The sequence below is a fragment of the Anaerotignum sp. MB30-C6 genome, from assembly GCF_030908465.1.
Classification (GTDB): domain Bacteria; phylum Bacillota; class Clostridia; order Lachnospirales; family Anaerotignaceae; genus Chakrabartyella.
This window is the reverse complement of record NZ_CP133078.1, coordinates 323,627-341,929: the sequence shown is the minus strand read 5'-3', so window position 1 is coordinate 341,929 and position 18,303 is coordinate 323,627. Positions and strand designations below refer to the sequence as shown.

Here is an 18,303-nt window from a genome sequence, read left to right as displayed (position 1 = left end):
ATTTCCTAAGTAGGGAAATAACCTCTTTCATTATTCTAAACCAATAATTTCTTCAACTTTTTCTAATTGATGGGCAATGATTTGATTATGAGTACGAATACAAATTAGGTTTACTTTATTAATCCCAATCAATTCTCCCTCTATAATCTTTTTCTGGATTGTTATGACTTTTATATGCATCCCCCTGGAAAATTCTTTACCATGAAAGGTAAGGTTTTGTATCGGAAATAGTTCTTTGCATTTTTCATAGACATCCACCATATCCATATTACGAACTTTGTGGCTAAACTCACTCTCATTCTTGCCAAACGCCCTTTGCAATCTTCGTATTACAGAAAAAACCACATATGCAATACTTGCTGCAATCACGATATCTTGCCAACTTAAGGCCAAAAAACTGTCTAACATCCCCAGACACCCCTTTCTTTTATATGTTTCTATAAAGAATTCTATTCACTGGTTTTATATTCTTTATAAATATCCCGTTTTGAAACCCCTCTATCTTTCGCTACTTGTTTCATAGCGTCTTTTTCGCTAATCCCCTGATCCAAATATCTTTGGACATGATCAGAAATGGAAATCTCTTCCCAACTTGCTTGGGCTTCTTTTCTCTGTTCCTCTAAAGAAAGGCCTGCTATTACCAGCACAAATTCGCCCTTTGGCTGGTTTTCCTTAAAATATATCCTTTGATTCACAATGGTGTCTCGATGTACTTCTTCAAACTTTTTAGTGAGTTCTCTAATTACTGCACTCTCACGACCGCCCCCAAGTGTTTTCTCTAACTCCTCTAGGGTGTCTAGTAAGCGGTGGGGTGCTTCGTATAAAATCATTGTGCGATGCTCTCTTTCCAATGTTTGCAAAATGGAGCGTCGTTCTTTTTTGTCCGACGGCAAAAAGCCTTCAAAAACAAACCTTCTCGTGTCTAGGCCTGATAAGACTAGGGCAACCACAGCTGCCGATGCCCCAGGAGCAACGGTAACGGGAACCCCCGCCTCATAGCAAAGCTTTACCAAATCCTCCCCAGGGTCAGATATTCCTGGCATCCCTGCGTCAGATACTAGGGCAATGCTTTCTCCCGCCAAAAGCCTTTCTATCAAAAAAGGCCCTTTCCCTATTTTATTATGCTCATGATAACTTGTCATCGGCGTTTTTATTTCATACCGATTAAGAAGTTTCAGCGTATTTCTTGTATCCTCTGCCGCAATCACATCAACACTTTCCAAAAGCTTTAATGTTCTAAGGGTAATATCTTCCATATTCCCAATAGGTGTTGCACAAAGATATAAAGTTCCTACCTTTTCCTGTGTCATGCTTGTCCTTCTCCATAATAAATTTCGTATACCTCTTGAGTATATTTTCCCGCTTCGCTATAAACAATCAACGGCGCATCCACCTTAACTCCTGGATTACCACCTTTCACGCCTTCCACCAATACCATGGTAGGTGCCTTGTCCGAAAAAGGCTGAATAAACCTTACTCTTTTTGGCTCCAGCTTATACTGGCGAAAAAACACCATAATATCTGTAAGCCTGTGGGGGCGATGTATCATATAAAATCTTCCCCCTACTCGTAAAACCTTCCCTGCCGCTGCCACCACATCTTCTAAGGTACAAAGAACCTCATGTCTGGCAATTGCCTTTGCACTATGGGGATTCATCAGCCCTCCACCCTCATTCATGTATGGGGGATTTGAGGTTACTACATCAAATTTTTCTTCTGGAAACAGATCTTTAATCTGCTTCAAGTCCCCATGGCAAATTGTAACCTTTTCCTCTAGCTGATTCAAAGCCACACTTCTTTTGGCCATCTTTGCACTTTCTTCTTGGACTTCAAGGCCTGTAAAGTGGGCACCCAATGTTTTTGCCTCAAGCAATATGGGAATTATGCCCGTTCCCGTACCCAAGTCCAACAGGGTTTCACCTTTTTTCACTTTGGCAAAACCACTCAGTAGCACTGCATCAATGCCAAAGCAAAATCGTTTTGGGTCTTGGATGATTTTATAGCCTTTGCGGTGCAAATCATCCAGCCGTTCAAACTCATTTATCTTAATCTCAGTCTTCATATGCCTTTAATTCCTCAGGAATCGGTTCCTGTTTTTTCTTTTTCTTTGCTTTAATTAACTTAATCTCATCGGCATGGTAAAAAGCAATTGTAGGAGGATCGTTCTCTGTTTTTCTTACAGCGGCCTTAACCTGCTGAAGCAAAACATTAGCGGAAAGAATTTCCCCCGTGCCATCGGGTGTTGAAATAATATCTCCAACCTTAGGTAATTTACGGTTCAACTCCTCATACACTTCTTCTTCATATTTCAAACAACACATCAAACGTCCACAAATGCCACTGATTTTTGTAGGGTTTAATGACAGACTTTGCTCCTTTGCCATCTTAATGGACACAGGCTGAAAATCCCCTAAAAAGGTGGCACAACACAGGGTTCTGCCGCAAATACCAATGCCGTTTAGCATCTTCGCCTCATCCCGCACACCAATTTGGCGTAACTCGATACGGGTGCGGAAGGTTGCCGCCAACTCCTTAACCAACTCTCTAAAGTCAACTCTGCCGTCAGAGGTGAAATAGAAAATCAGCTTGTTTCGGTCGAAAGTCATCTCCACATCAACCAACTTCATATCTAAGCCCAAGCGAGCGATATTGCCTAAGCAAATGTGAAAAGCTTCATCTTCCTTCTTTTCATTGTTCTCTACCGTACGGGCATCATCCTTTGTTGCCTTGCGCAACACCTTTTTTAACGGAGGTACAATAGATTCCTCGGTTACAAAGGTATTCTCTTTAATTACCATGCCATACTCCACACCACGTGCTGTTTCCACAATGGCGTAATCCTCTTTATCTAGCTTTAACCCATCCGGATCAAAGTAATACATTTTTCCTGCTTTTTTAAATCGAACTCCTACCACTTCAATCATTAGGTTCTATTCTCCTTTAACTCCATCAGCATAACCTCTAAAATTAGCCGAAAATTTCCGTTTTGTATGAAACGTTCTTTTGCTTTTACAACAGCTGCTGCTTTTTTTGCTAAACTCTCCGACGGTTCACTTGCCGCTTGAAAAATCATGTCTTTTTTATCTTTTTGTATAATAAAACCTTCGTCCCTCAATGATTTTGCCGCCAACAAATCCCGATACCATAAACCAATGATATCTAAAAAACGGTAATCGTTCTTATAAACTTCCCACTCTTTTGCCAAAAGCAAAGCATCAGACAGGCTCATCGCAGGTAATCGGCTCATTTTTGTTAAGATTTCTTCTCTCATCTGTCGAAAGGTATCATCTTCAATTAGTTCCAACGCATGGCCAATTCGTCCCTGTCCATAAGCGGCAAAAAACACAGCTTCTTCGGAGGGAACGGCACCCTTTTGCGTTAAATATCGGCTAACTTCCTCCTCCGCAATGGGGTTCAGTTTTAATGTCACCGTTCTAGAAAGGACGGTGGGTAAAAAAACATCCATATTCTCCGCCAGTAGCAAAAATACCGCATAGCTGGGAGGCTCCTCTAGGGTTTTTAATAACGCATTTTGGGCTTGAACCGTCATGGTATGGGCTTGGTGAATGATATAAACTTTTTTATCATAATGATAAGGCTTTATATCTACCGTTTCTAATATTTGCCCTCGAATTTCATCTACACCCAATGTTTTTTTCTCTGAAGTCACATGAATCACATCGGGGTGATTCCCACTGTCAAACACACGACAGCTATCACAAACTCCACAGGGCTCTTCCTTTGGAGCAGTGCATAAAAGGTGCTTGGCAAAGGTCTTGGCAATCATCCGCTTTCCTGCGCCGGCACCCCCAACAAACAAATATGCATGGGATGTCTTCCCATTGTTTACTGCATTTTGCAAATGTTGGAGCAGACGCCCATTGCCCCAAATCTCTTTATAGGTATACAAAGCGTCCACCCCTTTTTAAATGATATACCTACAGTTTATGAAAGACAATCTATTTATTTCCCATTTAAAACTTTCTAAACTGCTCTACATCTACAACAAACACCGTAGCACCACCGATATTTACCTCAATGGGTGCTAATATAAACCCGTGCATGGCGCCACAAGATGAAGGTAGCGTTGCATATTGTGTACGGGCTTTACTGTTTTCTTCAATAATTCCCATGACTTCTTCCACTTTTCCATCTTCCACACCAGTTAAGAGAGTCGTATTGCCTGCTCGCAAAAAGCCGCCCTTCGTCGCCAGCCTTGTCACCTGAAAATCTGCTTTGTTCAGATTGGAAATAACTTCTCCTGCGTCTTCGTCTTGAATAATGGCAATAATGAGCTTCATAGATACCCCTCCCGTCTAATTTAGAAACCAAACAACCTATCCAAACTTTCCTTAATTTCAGCAAAAACAGCATCTACACTCTGGCTTGCATCAATGCGGCAGATTCGCTGTTCGTGTAAATTGCACAAAGCTTTGTATCCATCATACACCCGTTGGTGAAATTCCTGCTTTTCCAATTCCAACCGATCCATGGTATGGTCAACCTCTGCTTTTTTTCTGGCGATTCCCGCCTCTGGTGAAAGATCCAAAAAGAAGGTAATGTCGGGAGAAATCCCCCCCGTGGCAATATAGTTTACCTCCGCCACCATATCCCCTAACCCGCGGCCAAACCCCTGATAAGCAATACTGGAGTCGGTAAAACGGTCAGACAAAATACTTCTCCCCTGTTGCAAATTAGGAAGTATAAATTCCTCCAAATGTTGGGTTCTAGCCCCAGCATATAACAGCATTTCCGTCTTAGCCGTCATTTCTTTATTCGTAGGGTCTAACAATAATTCCCTTATTTTCTCAGAAATCAATGTGCCACCTGGCTCCCTGGTCAAGAGAATTTCCTGATTTCTACTTTTCAAATATTCCTCTATTTTTTTAATCTGCGTGGACTTGCCGCTGCCATCACTGCCTTCCACCGAAATAAAAAATCCCCTCATTTGTCACCTCAAAAACTATGTTTATTCCAGACTATTGAATTCCTTGTGGTTTTTCTCCACGCAAAAACAAAGGCAACCCCCTTTCCCCTAAGGGATATTAGGCTTTCTAGTCTGTTTATTTAGCCAAAATAGCATTTTATATTTACACTACTACTTCTATTGTGCTGTGTTTGCTAACACATAAAACCTTATTTCTCTAAAAGAAACCTATCTTCAACAAATACAAAAAGTCGAACACTTTTTATGTTATTATTATATCACAAATCCCTATTGTTGCCTAATTTTTTTGTATTCATAATCAACAGAAAAACCCTTTTCATTATTCTACACTAAAATGAAGCTTTCAGATAAAAGCTTAAAAAATATCTTCTTTTCATCTGTACTCTCAAATTATTATCGAACTTTAACACTAAATTATGTATAATAAAATGATAAACTGTTGAACTAGCCCTAACTTAAGAACACACAAATTCGGAAGGTGGTATTTCATATGTTTGGTAAAGATAAAAAAGAGAAACGTTTTATCATTAAAGAAGAGCAATCCTTAGGTTTTGGTGCGCTATATATTGTTGTGGATACTCATACCGGCGTTAATTATTTAATGACAGTAGGGTCAGGGCAAAATGGTGTTACACCATTATTAGATTCCAACGGGAAAGTAGTTGTTGATAAATAATTTAAAGGTAAGTGGACAAATGTTGGTTCACTTTTCTTTTATTCACCAAAATAAAAAGGAACGTTTCTATCAGAAAAACGCTCCTTTCATATCATTCTATCTCTGAAATTTTTTTACAATACGAATATCGTCCCCAAAAAACTTCATCTGTTCAAATTCTCCGAAAAATCTTGATGTTACACGGTCGGAATAAAGATTCATTAACTCCGTAGGCCCTAAATTTGTAGAAATCACAACGGCCTTTTTCGCTAACTTTCTATCATTAATAATGCGGAAAAGCTCCGACGCCGTAAAAATTGTGGCAAACTCTGTCCCCAAGTCATCAATAATCAAAAGTTCTGCCTCTAGCAATTCCTGATCCCATTCCTTGGCTTCTTCTTCGTCATCATCCCGATGGAATTTTTGTTCCTCAAGCTTTCTAAATAACTGGCCTGCTGTAAGGTATAAAACGGTGTGCCCTTTTTCTAACAGATCTTTGGCTATACAATTGCAAAGAAAGGTTTTTCCCAAACCTGTTCCCCCATAAATCAGTAGGTTTGCACCGTTTCCAAACTCCTCCACAAAAGCCAAAGCCCTGCGGTATAGCTTTTCCGCATTTGCTTTTGGCGAAAGCCCCTCTTCTTTAGAAGCTGTTGTGTTATACAAAGAAAAATCAAAATTATCGAAGTTCTCCACCTTGATAATATCCCGCACATTGGACTGGTCATAAAGCTTATCCATCAGGCGTCGTTTCAAACAAAGGCATTGTTCCGTTCCAATGTATCCTGTGTCTTTGCATTTGGGACAAGCATATTCCATTTCAAACAGTTTGGTAGTCAGATGATTGGTGGCTAAAATTTCCAAACGCTCCTGTTCAAGAATTTTCTGTTGGCTTTTCAGTTGCTCTACAATCTCCTCGGGGTTCATATTCCCTTGTAAAACCATGCGGGCAGTCTTCGTGCCTAAAAGTGCTAACTCCCGTTCAATCTCCTCCAAACGAGGCAATCTTTCGTAAAGCTCAGCCTTTCTATCTCGCAACTCTGCGGCCTTTTGCGTGCGTATGCCATCATATTCTCGTAATATTTCACGAAATATCTGTGTTCTTGTTGCCAATGCACCCGCCTCCTTTTACCATTTGTCTCTTTCTTCTCTTTGTAGTTTTTCCAATTTTTCAAAATCCCACTGTCTTTGGGTGTAATTAATAAAGCGATTTTGCTTGGGTGGGGCCACAGTAGCCTTCCCTTCGCTACTTTTTACCGCTTTCTTAGCAGCAAAAGCACGATCCAACGTTTCTATATCCTCTGTGGTTTTCACCCCAGCGCTTTTCCATTTTTTAAGAATGCTATCGGCGTAGGCAAAACTTACTTTACCTGTCTGCATTACGGTTCTTTCGCAGGCCATTTTAATTACTTCTAGGGGCAATGCATACTCTTTCAGCCATTTTTTCATATAGGCTTCTTCCCCATCCACAGGCATTCTTCCGCTCTGCCCAAAAGCACGCATAATGGTATGGAACCCTGTTTTTCTCATTTCTATGTATTGAGCCGCCTTATCAACGGTGTTGATGCCTTCCTCCGCCCAAGCCATGGCCACCTTCTCAACGTATCTCATTCCTTTAAACCCATCGGAAACACAGTAAGAAAGTAGCACCTCAATCAGATCCAGAGGAAATCCAAGCCAATCATAAAAGCCAAAAATCATACTGATATCTTGCTGTGTCAATGGCTTTCCTAATTTCCGCTGGGCTGTTTGCAACAGCTCTTTCATATCCTGATGTTTCATGTATTCGGATAATTCTGCCGTACCGTACTCCGGCCGCTGTTCTAAAAACACCTGAGGCTGCCTGCTTACCACAGGCTTTGCCTGTTCTCTTTCCTGCCAATATTGCCATGCACGAATTACATCGCTTTCCAGTATGTTCAGCTTAACTGCAACCTTGGCAGCATCGGCATCCTCCAAAGCTTTCGTCATCAGATAGATAGAAACATACAACGGTGGTGCTAATGGCAGTTCTTTTTCGATAAATTCACTTGATATGGAAATCTCTCTCGCCATATGTATCCCCCTTTCTGTCCTAACAGTTTCGTAACTTTAAGTATACCATGACCCATCGGTTAAGAAAAGACTGCCGCCGACGAAAAACGTCTTTGGACAGTCTTTTTATTTTACTTACTTTTGTGTTTCACATGAACGTTAAAATAATAAATTATAAAGCTTAGCAAAATTACTGTAAGCAATACAACCACAATAATTCTGGAATCTTTAAATGAAATAAAAATTGCCAAGGACCCTAAGCAAAGGCTAAAGGCGTATAAAATTAACACGGCCTGCCTTTGGGTGAACCCTCTGTCAATGAGGCGATGGTGCAAGTGTCCTCGATCGGGCTGCATGATGGGTTGATGCTTTGCCATTCGACGAAGCATGGCAAAAATTGTATCAAACACAGGTAAGCCCAAACATAAAACGCTTACGCTAACCGCCAACAAGGCATACCCTTTAAATACACCTAGAATACTGGTAACCGCCAAGACGAATCCAAGGAAGGTTGAACCAGTATCACCCATAAATATTTCCGCAGGGTTAAAGTTTCTGGGCAAAAAGCCAAGACAGGCACCTGCAAGGGCAGCCGTTAACACCACCGCAGTATTACTACCCGTCATGATACATAGTACCATCAAGCTTAAGGCAGCGATGGACGAAACCCCCGCCGCCAAGCCGTCTAAGCCATCAATTAAGTTTACGGCATTGGTTACACCCACAATCCAAATTAGGGTAATGGGAATACTAAACTTTTGCAACGCTGCTGTTACGGGCCAAAGAACCACTTGTATTTGGGTGCCTGAAAAAATCACAATGAAAGCTGCCACAATTTGCACACAAAATTTCAGCTTGGCAGGCAGGTTCATCATATCATCCAGTACGCCTAAAGCCGCAATCAGCAATGCCCCTGTAAGAAAGCCTACAAATTGTTTTGTACTCATGCTTCTATCAAAATAAAATACCATTAAAACCGTAATGGTAAAACCCAATACAATAGCCACCCCACCCATTCTAGGCATGGGCTTTTTATGGACACCTCTGTCCTTTGGATAATCGATTGCTCCGCACTTTATAGAGATCCATTTTGCAAGGGGAGTTGTAACTAGCGTAATCGCAAAGGCACTAGCGAAAGCCGCTATATATAATAACCAATTATGCTGCATCCAAAATCCTCTCCTAACGTTGGGGAGAAACTCCCTATACAGGAAAATGGGGATTTTACAATCCCCCTTATCTTATTTTACAATATTTTATTTTGTTCCGAAAATTCTGTCGCCTGCATCGCCCAAGCCGGGAACAATATAGCCGTGGTCGTTTAATATACCATCATAGGCTGCTGCATAAATATCAACATCAGGATGGGTTTCTTTAATTCTCTTTACACCTTCAGGCGCTGCAAGAATACAAAGCATGATAATATTCTTCACGCCTCTTTCTTTCAAAAAGCCAATGGCCGCTTCCGCTGTGCCACCTGTTGCCAACATAGGGTCTGTTAAGAACACGGTTCTTTCTTCCACATCAGAAGGAAGTTTGCAGTAATATTCAACAGGGTTTAGTGTTTCGGGATCACGATATAAACCGATATGTCCAATTTTTGCATTGGGCATCAGGTTCAAAAGGCCGTCGGTCATACCAATGCCAGCTCTTAAAATAGGTACAATTGCCAATTTTGTATCGATTGTACGACACTGTGCCATTGCCACAGGTGTTTCCACTTCAATTTCTGTCAAAGGCAAGTCTCTGGTTGCTTCGTAACACAAAAGCATTGCTACCTCACCAATAATTTCACGAAATTCCTTTGATCCTGTATCTTTGTTTCTTAACATGGCCATTTTGCTCTGAATCATAGGATGTTCAGATACGAACAGTTTGCTCATCATCGTTCCTTCTTTCTATCAGTCTTCAATTTGGTTAATTCTTCTTAAATGACGTTCATCGTTGGAGAATGGTGTCTCCAAAAATGCCTTAACAATCTCCAAAGCTAAGCCTGCACCGGTTACACGGGCACCCAAAGCAAGAATGTTGGCATCATTATGTTCTCTTGTTGCTTTTGCAGAGAAAACATCCCCACAAAGAGCCGCACGAATTCCCTTTACTTTGTTGGCAGTGATAGAAATACCAATACCTGTTCCACAAATCAAAATCCCTTTTTCACATTCGCCATCGGCAACGGCATGAGCAACCAACTTGCCAAACTCAGGATAATCCACGGATTCTTCGGAAAAAGCTCCAAAGTTCTTGTATGGAATTTTTTGTTCTTCTAAATATTTAATGACCTCTACCATCAACGGAAACCCGCCGTGATCACAACCTAAAGCTAACATAATGGTCTCTCCTTATTTTGTTTTTTTGCTTTGCCTATTCTGCATCAAATTGGCGATAACCCGCCGCTTTATTTAAGCGGTTCATAATCGCCAAGCCTTCGCCTTCCTCAGGAAACACCTCGGAATAAACTGTGTCTATCCCAAGAAAGTCAAACTTACGCAAGTGCTTAAATAAGTTTGCTCCAATTTCCTCAAGTTTATCTCTTTTTCCTAAAGATAATACTACATCCGCCTGATAACGTCCTTTGGTTTCCTCTGTTGCCAAAACACCGGTTCTCTTCCCCTCTACCCCATCCGTATGGCACATCTGATTCACCTTAGAAATTACTGCCTCCCTACTTCCCCTTACCAAGGTTACCTTGGCCTTAGGAGAATAATGGGTATATTTCATACCAGGGGCTTTGGGCCTTAAGTCCTGTGAGGGCTTAGTTAAAATTGCAGGATCAATGAAAACTTCACCAACCACAGCCTCCATCATTTCTTTGGTAATCGCCCCTGGGCGCAAAATCACTGGGACTTCACCAGTTACGTCAACAATGGTGGATTCCAAACCCCACTCTGCCGCTCCGCCATCAACAATCATATCAATTTTACCGGACAGGTCAAATTCTACGTGAGATGCCCTAGTTGGGCTTGGTTTGCCGGAAGAGTTGGCACTAGGCCCTGCAATGGGCAAGCCCGAAGCACGAATAATTGCCATAGCCACTGGATGTGAAGGAAAGCGGACCGCCACCGTATCCAAGCCTCCTGTTGTAGTTAAAGGGACAATATGGGACTTTGGAAAAATCATCGTAAGTGGCCCTGGCCAAAATGCGTCCATCAGCATTTGTGCCGCCAGCGGTATTTCCCGCACAATGGGACGCAACTCACTGATTTGGGAAATATGCAAAATTAAGGGGTTGTCCGAAGGACGCCCCTTGGCAATATAAATATTTTTACAAGCTTCACTATCCAGCCCGTTCCCACCCAATCCATATACGGTTTCTGTAGGAAATGCCACAAGGCCGCCATCCTTTAAAATACGAGCCGCTTCTTCAACAAGCTGTGGCTCTGGGTTTTCAGGGCTGATTTTAATAAGCTTTGTTTCCATTTTTTATGCGTTTACTCCACAGCATTTTTTATATTTCTTGCCGCTACCGCAAGGACAAGGATCGTTGCGTCCGATCTTTTCACCTTTAATGACTGTACGAGAATTTTTCTGTTCTAACATCATTCTCTTGCGAGTGTCGGCGTCAAACACACCTTCCCACTGAGGTAAGGAATACAGATGCTCCGCTTTATATTCAACCATTTTTTTATATAACTTTTCAAAATCAATTTTTAGAGAAATCTGAGACGCTTCTGTCAAACTTTCCATATCATGCTTTTCAGGCAATGCTTCGTTGATACCATCAACAAAAGCAACGATTTCTTCCGCTGTCATATTAAAACGTGCTGCCAATTCAGCCACTGTACCATCTACGGATTTTACTTTTTCACCAATGATATATTCATAGATTCTTTGTTCCTTGGGTAAATAATCATCCCAGATTGTATCCACACTTCTACCTTCTTGAGAAAAAGCCTTTTCCATCCAGCTTTCATATAAACTCATTACTTATCGCTCCTTTATTTTCAAAAACTTATTGCAAAACCTTCCATAAGATCACTTAATTAACTACTTTGGTCATTTGTCCCCTTTTGATACTTAAAGGGATATATCCCACTCTTATAAAGGCATTTACTTTATTGCAGATTTCTCCACTCTTTGAAATGATAATATAATTTTTCCTCGATTGCAACAAAAAATGAAAATTCCCTGCATAAACCGCAAAATTGGGAAGGGTTCTACCCACTCTACGAAAATCCGCCAATCCAGGCCTAAAAGACTTTTTACGCAATGGCAGAGGAAGTTATTTGTATTCATTTCCATAAAATTTTAAACTTTTCAAACTTTGTTTACGTCTTCGCACTTTTTTAAATCCCAATTAAACCGAAAATAGTTTATTACAAGGCAAAGGAGCCGATAAAATCGACTCCTCTATTTTATACAATCAAACGTTCACGTTCGGCTTTTTCTTTCGCCACCACATTGATTTTAATTTCTTCTGGAATCACCTGGATAATTCGATCCCACTCACCGAGGACTTTCTCTTGTTTCTCTTGGGGTGCCTCACCCAAAACAACACGGGTTATCCCCTCCTTTTTTACAAATCTGCTCACGCACTGTGCCACATTGAGGTCACATTGAACATGGATACAAGCCCCCATCCTGCCACCATAATCTACCAGCTCTTGTAACCGTTTTAAAGAATCTTTCCCCTCAAAAACACTATTTCCTTTTTGCACATGCAAAATATGTAACTCAGCATCGTCTGCCAATGACAATGAAAACCCATAGTCTATTAATCGTAACGAATTTTTCTGTGCTGTAACAAGTACCAAAACCTTTTCTTTTCTCTCTGCATTCATTATGGAACTCCTCCTTTTTATTCTAGAGTATTTCCCCTTTTCTTGTTTCATTCTATCAGAAAAACCTTAGAAAACGCCAAGAATTTGTTTAAGACTTTCTTAAATTTTTTATTCCAGTTTCAAGCCTCCTTGAGAAAAGCTCCCTCACAACCATTGTAATTTTTTTCTTGCCGAGTATTCCCTTTTATATCTGCCTGTTTGGTGTTAGCCACTCCCCCAGCCCAAACGTTTTTTGCAAATCATTCTTAGTATTTTTAATTCTAAACAATTTAAAGAAAGCCTTTTCCTGTTGTTTCCCTCCGCCAGTCCCTTCTGGCAAAAGCAAAGCTGGCGTTCTCCAAAAAGAAAGGGGCTGCAAGCTGGTGTTCTCCTTCTCTGCAGTCCCTTTGAACTTAAACTTATTCTGTTACGTTGCCCATTTCTACAGTCTGGCCGTTTTCCTCACCGCCATCTTGAATTTCTACATTGGGCAATCCATTTTCAAAAGAAAATACAGCAGTGGCATTGTTTTGAATGTCAACACCTTGCCATGTCTCCTCTGATCCATCTAAAAACTTCATCTGAACCTGCCAGCCTTCTTCTGCTTCTGGTAAAACACCGCTTAAAGATACAGGCATTTCATAATTTTGCTTCCAAACTTCTTCTTCCAGTAGGTTTTCTGACCAATCGTACTCCTCAGCAGGACGAATTCTCAAAATCCCAACATCTTCCCCGGTTTGGTTTACAAAATCAACAGTAACGCTTTCCGCCGCAACAGTGGGTTCTTTATCATCACCACAGGCGCTCACCCCGAAAGCCATACATACTAACACGACCCCAAGCCACAACTTCTTTTTCATTCTCTTCTTCTCCTTGCTGTAAACCCATTAACTTTGTGACTCATAGTTTACAATTTCCACTTTTTCTATTACCACGTCATTTAAAGGCTTGTGATTTTTACCGTCCACCTCTACTGCAGCAATTTTGTCTACTACATCCATACCTTCAAACACCTGGCCAAATATAGTATAAGGGTTGCCGAAAATATATTCAAGCTCAATGCTGCCGCCGTGTTCCGTATAATAGTCAAGAACAGAATCGGGGAATATTTTATCTAGGGTATAAAAATCTTCTCCTAATGTAATTCCTACTTCCTCACTGCCATCTCTTGTCTCACGAATTGCCTGAACCCCTTGTTCAGCCACCTTTTCATTCTGAACGATAAAGAACTGGCTACCGTTGGTATTAGGACCCTTGTTTGCCATGGCCAGCGCACCCCGATAGAAGTGAAGGTTAGGGGAAATTTCATCCTCAAAATCTTCCCCAAAGCTGCTTTCTCCACCGGTACCCGTACCCGTAGGGTCGCCCCCTTGAATCATAAAACCTTGAATCACACGATGAAAAATCACATCTTTATAGTAATCGGACTTAGCCAATGCTTTAAAGTTTTCTACTGCCTTGGGTGCTTCTTCAGGGTAGAATTGCAGCTTGATTACCCCTTCAGATGTGGTAATCACAGCGATTTCATCGCCTTCCTTGGGCATCTGTGCCTGTAAAATTATATTGGTGTCTACCAAGTTATCTCCATCTGTTTCACTACTTACGTTTGATTCACTATTTCCATTCTGTTCACCGCTTGCATTTGGTTCACTTTTGGAACAGCCTGCTGTAAAAAGCATCAACGCTGCTGCCAAAACGAGAGCAACATGTTTTTTCATGCCGTATCCTCCTTATTTTCACCATTCTAGTGATTACCTTGAATCACATTTTAGAATTTTATATCGTTTCTTGACACGTGTCAATTTTATTTTTCTTAATTATTTATTAAACTTGCGAATTTGGGCCAAAACCCCTTTGGTACCATCAGCCAACCCGCTTTTTTCCATTTTGTCTATATACTTTCCTTGATTTTCATAGAGAGTGATGATATTTTCATAAAAAGAAAGGGGAGACATTTCTTCCTCGGGCAAAACTCTAGCAAACCCTTGCTTTGCAAAAGAGGCAGCGTTTAAAATCTGGTCTCCCCTGCTGGCACTTTTCGAAAGAGGAATCAGTAAATGAGGCTTTTTCAATGCTAGAAATTCGCAAATAGAGTTACTTCCTGCTCGGGAAACAATTAAGTCCGTAGCTGCAAATAAATCTGCCAAACCAGCGGAAACATACTCAAACTGCTTATATCCCTTTTGATGTAATAAGTCTTTTGCCAAATTGCCCTTCCCACAAAGATGAATGACATCAAACTTTTCCAATAACTTTGGCAGTTCTGTCCTTAAACACTGGTTGAGCTTTACCGCCCCTAAAGACCCACCCATCATTAATAAAACGGGCTTTGCCCCATCAAACCCACACTTTTCAAGACCTCTTTCCTTACTCCCCTCAAACAATTCCTTACGAATTGGGGAACCTGTATGAACACCTTTCTTCTTTGAAATATGTCCTAAGGTTTCCGGAAATGTTGTGCAAATAGTTTTTGCCCAAGGCATTGCAATTTTATTAGCTAAGCCGGGGGTCAGGTCAGACTCATGGATAATGACAGGGATTTTGTTTGCCTTTGCCCCTAAAACCACAGGAACGGCAACAAATCCACCTTTGGAAAATACCAAGTCTGGCTTAAGTTTTTTCATCAGTTTTTTTGCCTCGGTAACGCCCTTAACAACACGTAACATATCGCTGATGTTTTCCTTTGAAAGGTAACGGCGTAATTTTCCCGTAGGGATACTGTAATAGGGGATGCCTTCCGCCTCAACTAAGCTTCGCTCAATTCCTTTTTCAGAACCAATATAAACAACCTCCCATCCATCTTCTTTTAAAAACGGCAACAACGCCAAATTTGGAGTGACGTGTCCCGCCGTTCCACCGCCCGTTAAAACGATTTTTTTCATGGTTTCCCCACCTTTTTCCAATAAAATTTTCTCTTATTATAGCTTAGCAGAAAATCATTTCCGTATCCACATTTATTTTATGCCGTTTCAGGCAAGAAAACAAACTTTTTCGCATAAGATGATACAAAAAAGAAAAAGGAGCCTGACCATGTATCCATATAACAAAAACACACAACTTTATAACACTACACTAGAAATTAAAGAAAAAGCAAAGGAGGAAAACCAAGGTGCACAAATGGCAACTCTGGCAGAAGATAGACGTCTCCTAGAGATTTTATCCCTATCTCAACAAGAGTCTGCCGATTTAGCAGAACGCTATGCAACCCTAATGGCGGATCCTGAAATGGCACCATCGGTAAATGTGTTAAAAGCCATGTATTTAGATGAGTTAAAACATATCAATCAGTTAAAAGAAGCCTATTTCCTTATCACAGACGAAGCAGATAGTTCTACACCAAAAGGCAATGCCCCCGAAACTTCTGGGCAGGAGTTATTGGAGGACACTTTACTTCTTGAAATTGACAACGGCGATTTTTACCGCACATTGTACTTAACAATGCCTACACAAGAATTAAGGGATATCTTTTATGAAATTTCCTCAGATAAAATGAGCCACAGTAACGCCCTTGGCTATTTGTTTGCCAAATATTTTGCAGGTTAATACTGGGCAAGGCCGTCCTTTCATGATATACTGAAAAGAAACGAATTCGAAAGGAAGGACTGCCATGAACGACTGCATTTTTTGTAAAATAATAAACGGGGATATTCCGTCTGCAACCATATACGAAAATGAGGAATTTAAAGTTATTTTGGACAGATTCCCCGCAAACGAAGGCCATGTTTTAATATTGCCAAAGGAGCACTCTGCAAATATTTTTGAAATTAATCCTGAGCAGGCCGGCCGCCTATTCGTTCTTGCAACAAAAATTGCAAGGGAAATGAAAACCATTTTAGGCCTTGAGCATTTAAATGTGATGCAGAATAATGGTACAGTTGCCGGTCAAACGGTATTCCATTTTCATTTGCATCTCATTCCCCGTTATGAAAACGATGGCATTACCATTGCCTATAAGCCAATGGATTTGTGCGATGCCCAAATCGAAGATATGCGTAAAAAATTAGAAATGTCCATTTAGGTCTAATATAATTTTCACCCAAATCCATGGGTCTTTTTGATAAGGTGTATGAAAAAGTTGGACTTTAAGAAACTTTTCTTAGTCGGTTACCTTTTATCTATTCCGTCTTTCATAACTTGTCTTTCGTGAATAATGAATTTCCCAGAAGCGATAATTACAGTAAATTGTGATTATCGCTGTTTTTTTAACCGACATTGAACATATACCCGTCATTTGCCATATTTACAGTTAATATAAGTACAGCATCTTCTAATGAAAACTCCAAACTTTATCATTCATATTTTTCAGTTTTTATATACGTTAAGGGAAGTATAACTTTGGAGGTTTTTCGTCCACGCCTCCTATAACCGCAGTCACAGGAGGTAAAAGAAACATTAACTCATTTCTAAAACCGAAAACCTTTTCCTACATTTTCTTTTGAGAATGTCCTTTCGCTTTTGGGGCAGTCTAAAAAAGAGGTGTTCCTTTATGAACAAAATAGATTACTGTGTGCTGATTATTTTTATATTTCTCTATATATTTATGACTTTTTGTGCCCAATGCCCCCATATTGATATCATAAGATTTCTTGTGATTTGTCTTTGCCTGCTGCCCGCCCTTCGCTATGGTGTTGGGATGGCTGCTTTTTGTACCATTATTAGTGATGGCTTTTTACTCTTTACCCCCTATCTGAAAATTGGGGTTTATTTTTTCTGCCTTGTACAACTTTTTTATATCTTCTTTCTTCTTCACAAAAAACCACCCTATTTCCTCTTTTTCTTCCTCTTATTTTTTCTAATATTCCCCCTTCCTGTGTTGGGTGTGGTCTATGCCCTCCTATTTTTCATCCATGGAATCATCGCTTATTTTCTATGGAAACAAAAAAAGGCGAAGCCCTATTTCGGGCTGTACCTTTTAGGCCTGTTCCTTTTTATTTGTTGTGATATTTTGGTCGCTATCGGCCACTTTAGTGACCCTCAGCCTATTCTAATCTGGATATTTTATGCACCTTCTCAACTTCTATTGGCCTTTACCGCCAAAGAGTTACCACCTGTGCCAATACCGCTTGTTCCTTATCTGTAATAAAAGTTATTACTTCCTTGCCATGGTCTTTGTCGTCTCGGATATAGGTTTTCATTATAACCTCATCTCCCCGCACACACTCTTTGCGGTAAACAACCTGAACATCTTTCAGTTTCATGTCATCATAGATCTCATCAGGTACATCATCCATAGCCCACTCCAAATACTTTACATTATTTGCGTGACCGTTGGTATCCGTATCCCTTCTTGTAATGAGCAGGGAACGGGTGATAGCAACTTCATCCTTACTCTCTTTGGGCATCAAAAATTTTTCCCCAGGAATGGATGATTCTCGCTCCGATCGATACTTCAAAACCATCTCTTCTGGGATATTTGTTGGCTTACGATTTTCCAAGTCCATAAAAATCCAACGGGAGATTGCCTTCATGATAATCTCTTCATTTTCATCTAACACATAAAAGCATCGGATTGCCTGCATTTTACGGCACTTTTCACACCATGTTTGGATGGTTATTCTTTCCCCCAGCTTTGGCATCCTGATCACTTGTAAGTGACAATTAATTATGACCCATCCAAGTTTTCTTTCCGTCAAAAAATCCACGGTATATCCCAAAAAATCCGAGTGATTAATGGCTACTTCTTGTAAATCAGAAAACAATGCAGCTGGAGTCATAATCCTATTTCCATCTACTTGAAAATAGGATATTTTTTGACTTTCCACATATCCTACTTGTTCCACTTCCACTTCCTCCGTTTCTGTTAAAGCTATGCGTATTTTGAAAATACCCATAACGGACGGCCTTGAAACCATAAAGCTCCTTAAAAAATATGAGGCAGTCCCCTGCCCTTAGGGTCAGGAGACCAC

At 40.6% G+C, this 18,303-nt stretch carries 22 protein-coding genes; 3 read left to right on the top strand and 19 right to left on the bottom strand.

What is annotated here, in order from left to right; translation table 11 throughout:
* Positions 1–30 precede the first annotated feature (30 nt).
* The 7 genes from RBQ60_RS01660 to tmk form a co-directional block, all read right to left on the bottom strand.
* Positions 31–408: a hypothetical protein gene (locus tag RBQ60_RS01660; protein WP_307884869.1), complete on the bottom strand. Its 378-nt coding sequence runs from the start codon at positions 406–408 to the stop codon at positions 31–33.
* A gap of 41 nt (positions 409–449) precedes the next feature.
* Positions 450–1,310 (bottom strand): 16S rRNA (cytidine(1402)-2'-O)-methyltransferase, encoded by an 861-nt coding sequence (gene rsmI / locus RBQ60_RS01655; protein ID WP_307884868.1) that lies wholly within the window; start codon positions 1,308–1,310, stop codon positions 450–452.
* Positions 1,307–2,062, bottom strand: a complete 756-nt coding sequence (locus RBQ60_RS01650; protein ID WP_307884867.1) for a tRNA1(Val) (adenine(37)-N6)-methyltransferase — start codon at positions 2,060–2,062, stop codon at positions 1,307–1,309. The genes rsmI and RBQ60_RS01650 overlap by 4 nt, the downstream gene beginning before the upstream one ends.
* Entirely contained in the window at positions 2,052–2,924 is an 873-nt protein-coding gene (locus RBQ60_RS01645) for a PSP1 domain-containing protein (protein ID WP_307884866.1), read from the bottom strand. The genes RBQ60_RS01650 and RBQ60_RS01645 overlap by 11 nt, the downstream gene beginning before the upstream one ends.
* Positions 2,924–3,910: a DNA polymerase III subunit delta' gene (gene holB / locus RBQ60_RS01640; protein WP_307884865.1), complete on the bottom strand. Its 987-nt coding sequence runs from the start codon at positions 3,908–3,910 to the stop codon at positions 2,924–2,926. The genes RBQ60_RS01645 and holB overlap by 1 nt, the downstream gene beginning before the upstream one ends.
* A gap of 64 nt (positions 3,911–3,974) precedes the next feature.
* A complete protein-coding gene (locus RBQ60_RS01635) occupies positions 3,975–4,301 on the bottom strand; it encodes a cyclic-di-AMP receptor (protein ID WP_307884864.1) in 327 nt (108 codons plus the stop codon).
* 20 nt (positions 4,302–4,321) lie between these two features.
* Positions 4,322–4,948 (bottom strand): dTMP kinase, encoded by a 627-nt coding sequence (gene tmk, locus RBQ60_RS01630; protein WP_307884863.1) that lies wholly within the window; start codon positions 4,946–4,948, stop codon positions 4,322–4,324.
* Between the two features lie 490 nt (positions 4,949–5,438).
* On the opposite strand from tmk, the gene RBQ60_RS01625 reads away from it, so the two are divergent.
* Positions 5,439–5,624, top strand: coding sequence for a DUF6440 family protein (locus RBQ60_RS01625; RefSeq protein ID WP_307884862.1), 186 nt, complete (start codon positions 5,439–5,441; stop codon positions 5,622–5,624).
* A gap of 96 nt (positions 5,625–5,720) precedes the next feature.
* Here RBQ60_RS01625 and RBQ60_RS01620 read toward each other — a convergent pair whose 3' ends face one another.
* The 11 genes from RBQ60_RS01620 to RBQ60_RS01570 form a co-directional block, all read right to left on the bottom strand.
* Positions 5,721–6,716, bottom strand: coding sequence for an ATP-binding protein (locus tag RBQ60_RS01620; protein WP_307884861.1), 996 nt, complete (start codon positions 6,714–6,716; stop codon positions 5,721–5,723).
* A gap of 15 nt (positions 6,717–6,731) precedes the next feature.
* Positions 6,732–7,658, bottom strand: a complete 927-nt coding sequence (locus tag RBQ60_RS01615; RefSeq protein ID WP_307884860.1) for a DnaD domain protein — start codon at positions 7,656–7,658, stop codon at positions 6,732–6,734.
* A gap of 110 nt (positions 7,659–7,768) precedes the next feature.
* Positions 7,769–8,806, bottom strand: coding sequence for a glycosyltransferase family 4 protein (locus RBQ60_RS01610; RefSeq protein WP_307884859.1), 1,038 nt, complete (start codon positions 8,804–8,806; stop codon positions 7,769–7,771).
* Between the two features lie 87 nt (positions 8,807–8,893).
* Positions 8,894–9,520 (bottom strand): uracil phosphoribosyltransferase, encoded by a 627-nt coding sequence (upp, locus tag RBQ60_RS01605; RefSeq protein WP_307885961.1) that lies wholly within the window; start codon positions 9,518–9,520, stop codon positions 8,894–8,896.
* Positions 9,521–9,538: 18 nt separating this feature from the next.
* Positions 9,539–9,967 carry a ribose 5-phosphate isomerase B gene (rpiB, locus tag RBQ60_RS01600; RefSeq protein WP_307884858.1) on the bottom strand — a complete coding sequence of 143 codons (429 nt, stop codon included), beginning with the start codon at positions 9,965–9,967 and terminating at the stop codon, positions 9,539–9,541.
* Between the two features lie 34 nt (positions 9,968–10,001).
* The gene (locus RBQ60_RS01595; protein ID WP_307884857.1) at positions 10,002–11,057 is read right to left on the bottom strand and encodes an L-threonylcarbamoyladenylate synthase; all 1,056 of its coding nucleotides are present in this window, start codon (positions 11,055–11,057) and stop codon (positions 10,002–10,004) included.
* Positions 11,058–11,060: 3 nt separating this feature from the next.
* Complete coding sequence (locus tag RBQ60_RS01590) at positions 11,061–11,561, bottom strand: SEC-C metal-binding domain-containing protein (protein ID WP_307884856.1); 501 nt, start codon at positions 11,559–11,561, stop codon at positions 11,061–11,063.
* Positions 11,562–11,992: 431 nt separating this feature from the next.
* Positions 11,993–12,418 carry a hypothetical protein gene (locus RBQ60_RS01585; protein ID WP_307884855.1) on the bottom strand — a complete coding sequence of 142 codons (426 nt, stop codon included), beginning with the start codon at positions 12,416–12,418 and terminating at the stop codon, positions 11,993–11,995.
* Between the two features lie 398 nt (positions 12,419–12,816).
* Positions 12,817–13,257 (bottom strand): hypothetical protein, encoded by a 441-nt coding sequence (locus RBQ60_RS01580; RefSeq protein ID WP_307884854.1) that lies wholly within the window; start codon positions 13,255–13,257, stop codon positions 12,817–12,819.
* A gap of 27 nt (positions 13,258–13,284) precedes the next feature.
* A complete protein-coding gene (locus tag RBQ60_RS01575) occupies positions 13,285–14,115 on the bottom strand; it encodes a peptidylprolyl isomerase (protein ID WP_307884853.1) in 831 nt (276 codons plus the stop codon).
* Positions 14,116–14,214: 99 nt separating this feature from the next.
* Complete coding sequence (locus tag RBQ60_RS01570; protein ID WP_307884852.1) at positions 14,215–15,279, bottom strand: undecaprenyldiphospho-muramoylpentapeptide beta-N-acetylglucosaminyltransferase; 1,065 nt, start codon at positions 15,277–15,279, stop codon at positions 14,215–14,217.
* A 148-nt stretch (positions 15,280–15,427) separates the two neighbouring features.
* Between RBQ60_RS01570 and RBQ60_RS01565 the strand changes: the two genes are divergently transcribed.
* Both RBQ60_RS01565 and RBQ60_RS01560 read left to right on the top strand, forming a co-directional pair.
* Positions 15,428–15,940 (top strand): hypothetical protein, encoded by a 513-nt coding sequence (locus RBQ60_RS01565; RefSeq protein ID WP_307884851.1) that lies wholly within the window; start codon positions 15,428–15,430, stop codon positions 15,938–15,940.
* A 64-nt stretch (positions 15,941–16,004) separates the two neighbouring features.
* A complete protein-coding gene (locus RBQ60_RS01560; RefSeq protein WP_307884850.1) occupies positions 16,005–16,415 on the top strand; it encodes an HIT family protein in 411 nt (136 codons plus the stop codon).
* Positions 16,416–17,424: 1,009 nt separating this feature from the next.
* Here RBQ60_RS01560 and RBQ60_RS01555 read toward each other — a convergent pair.
* Complete coding sequence (locus RBQ60_RS01555; protein ID WP_307884849.1) at positions 17,425–18,249, bottom strand: acyl-[acyl-carrier-protein] thioesterase; 825 nt, start codon at positions 18,247–18,249, stop codon at positions 17,425–17,427.
* Between the last annotated feature and the right edge of the window lie 54 nt (positions 18,250–18,303).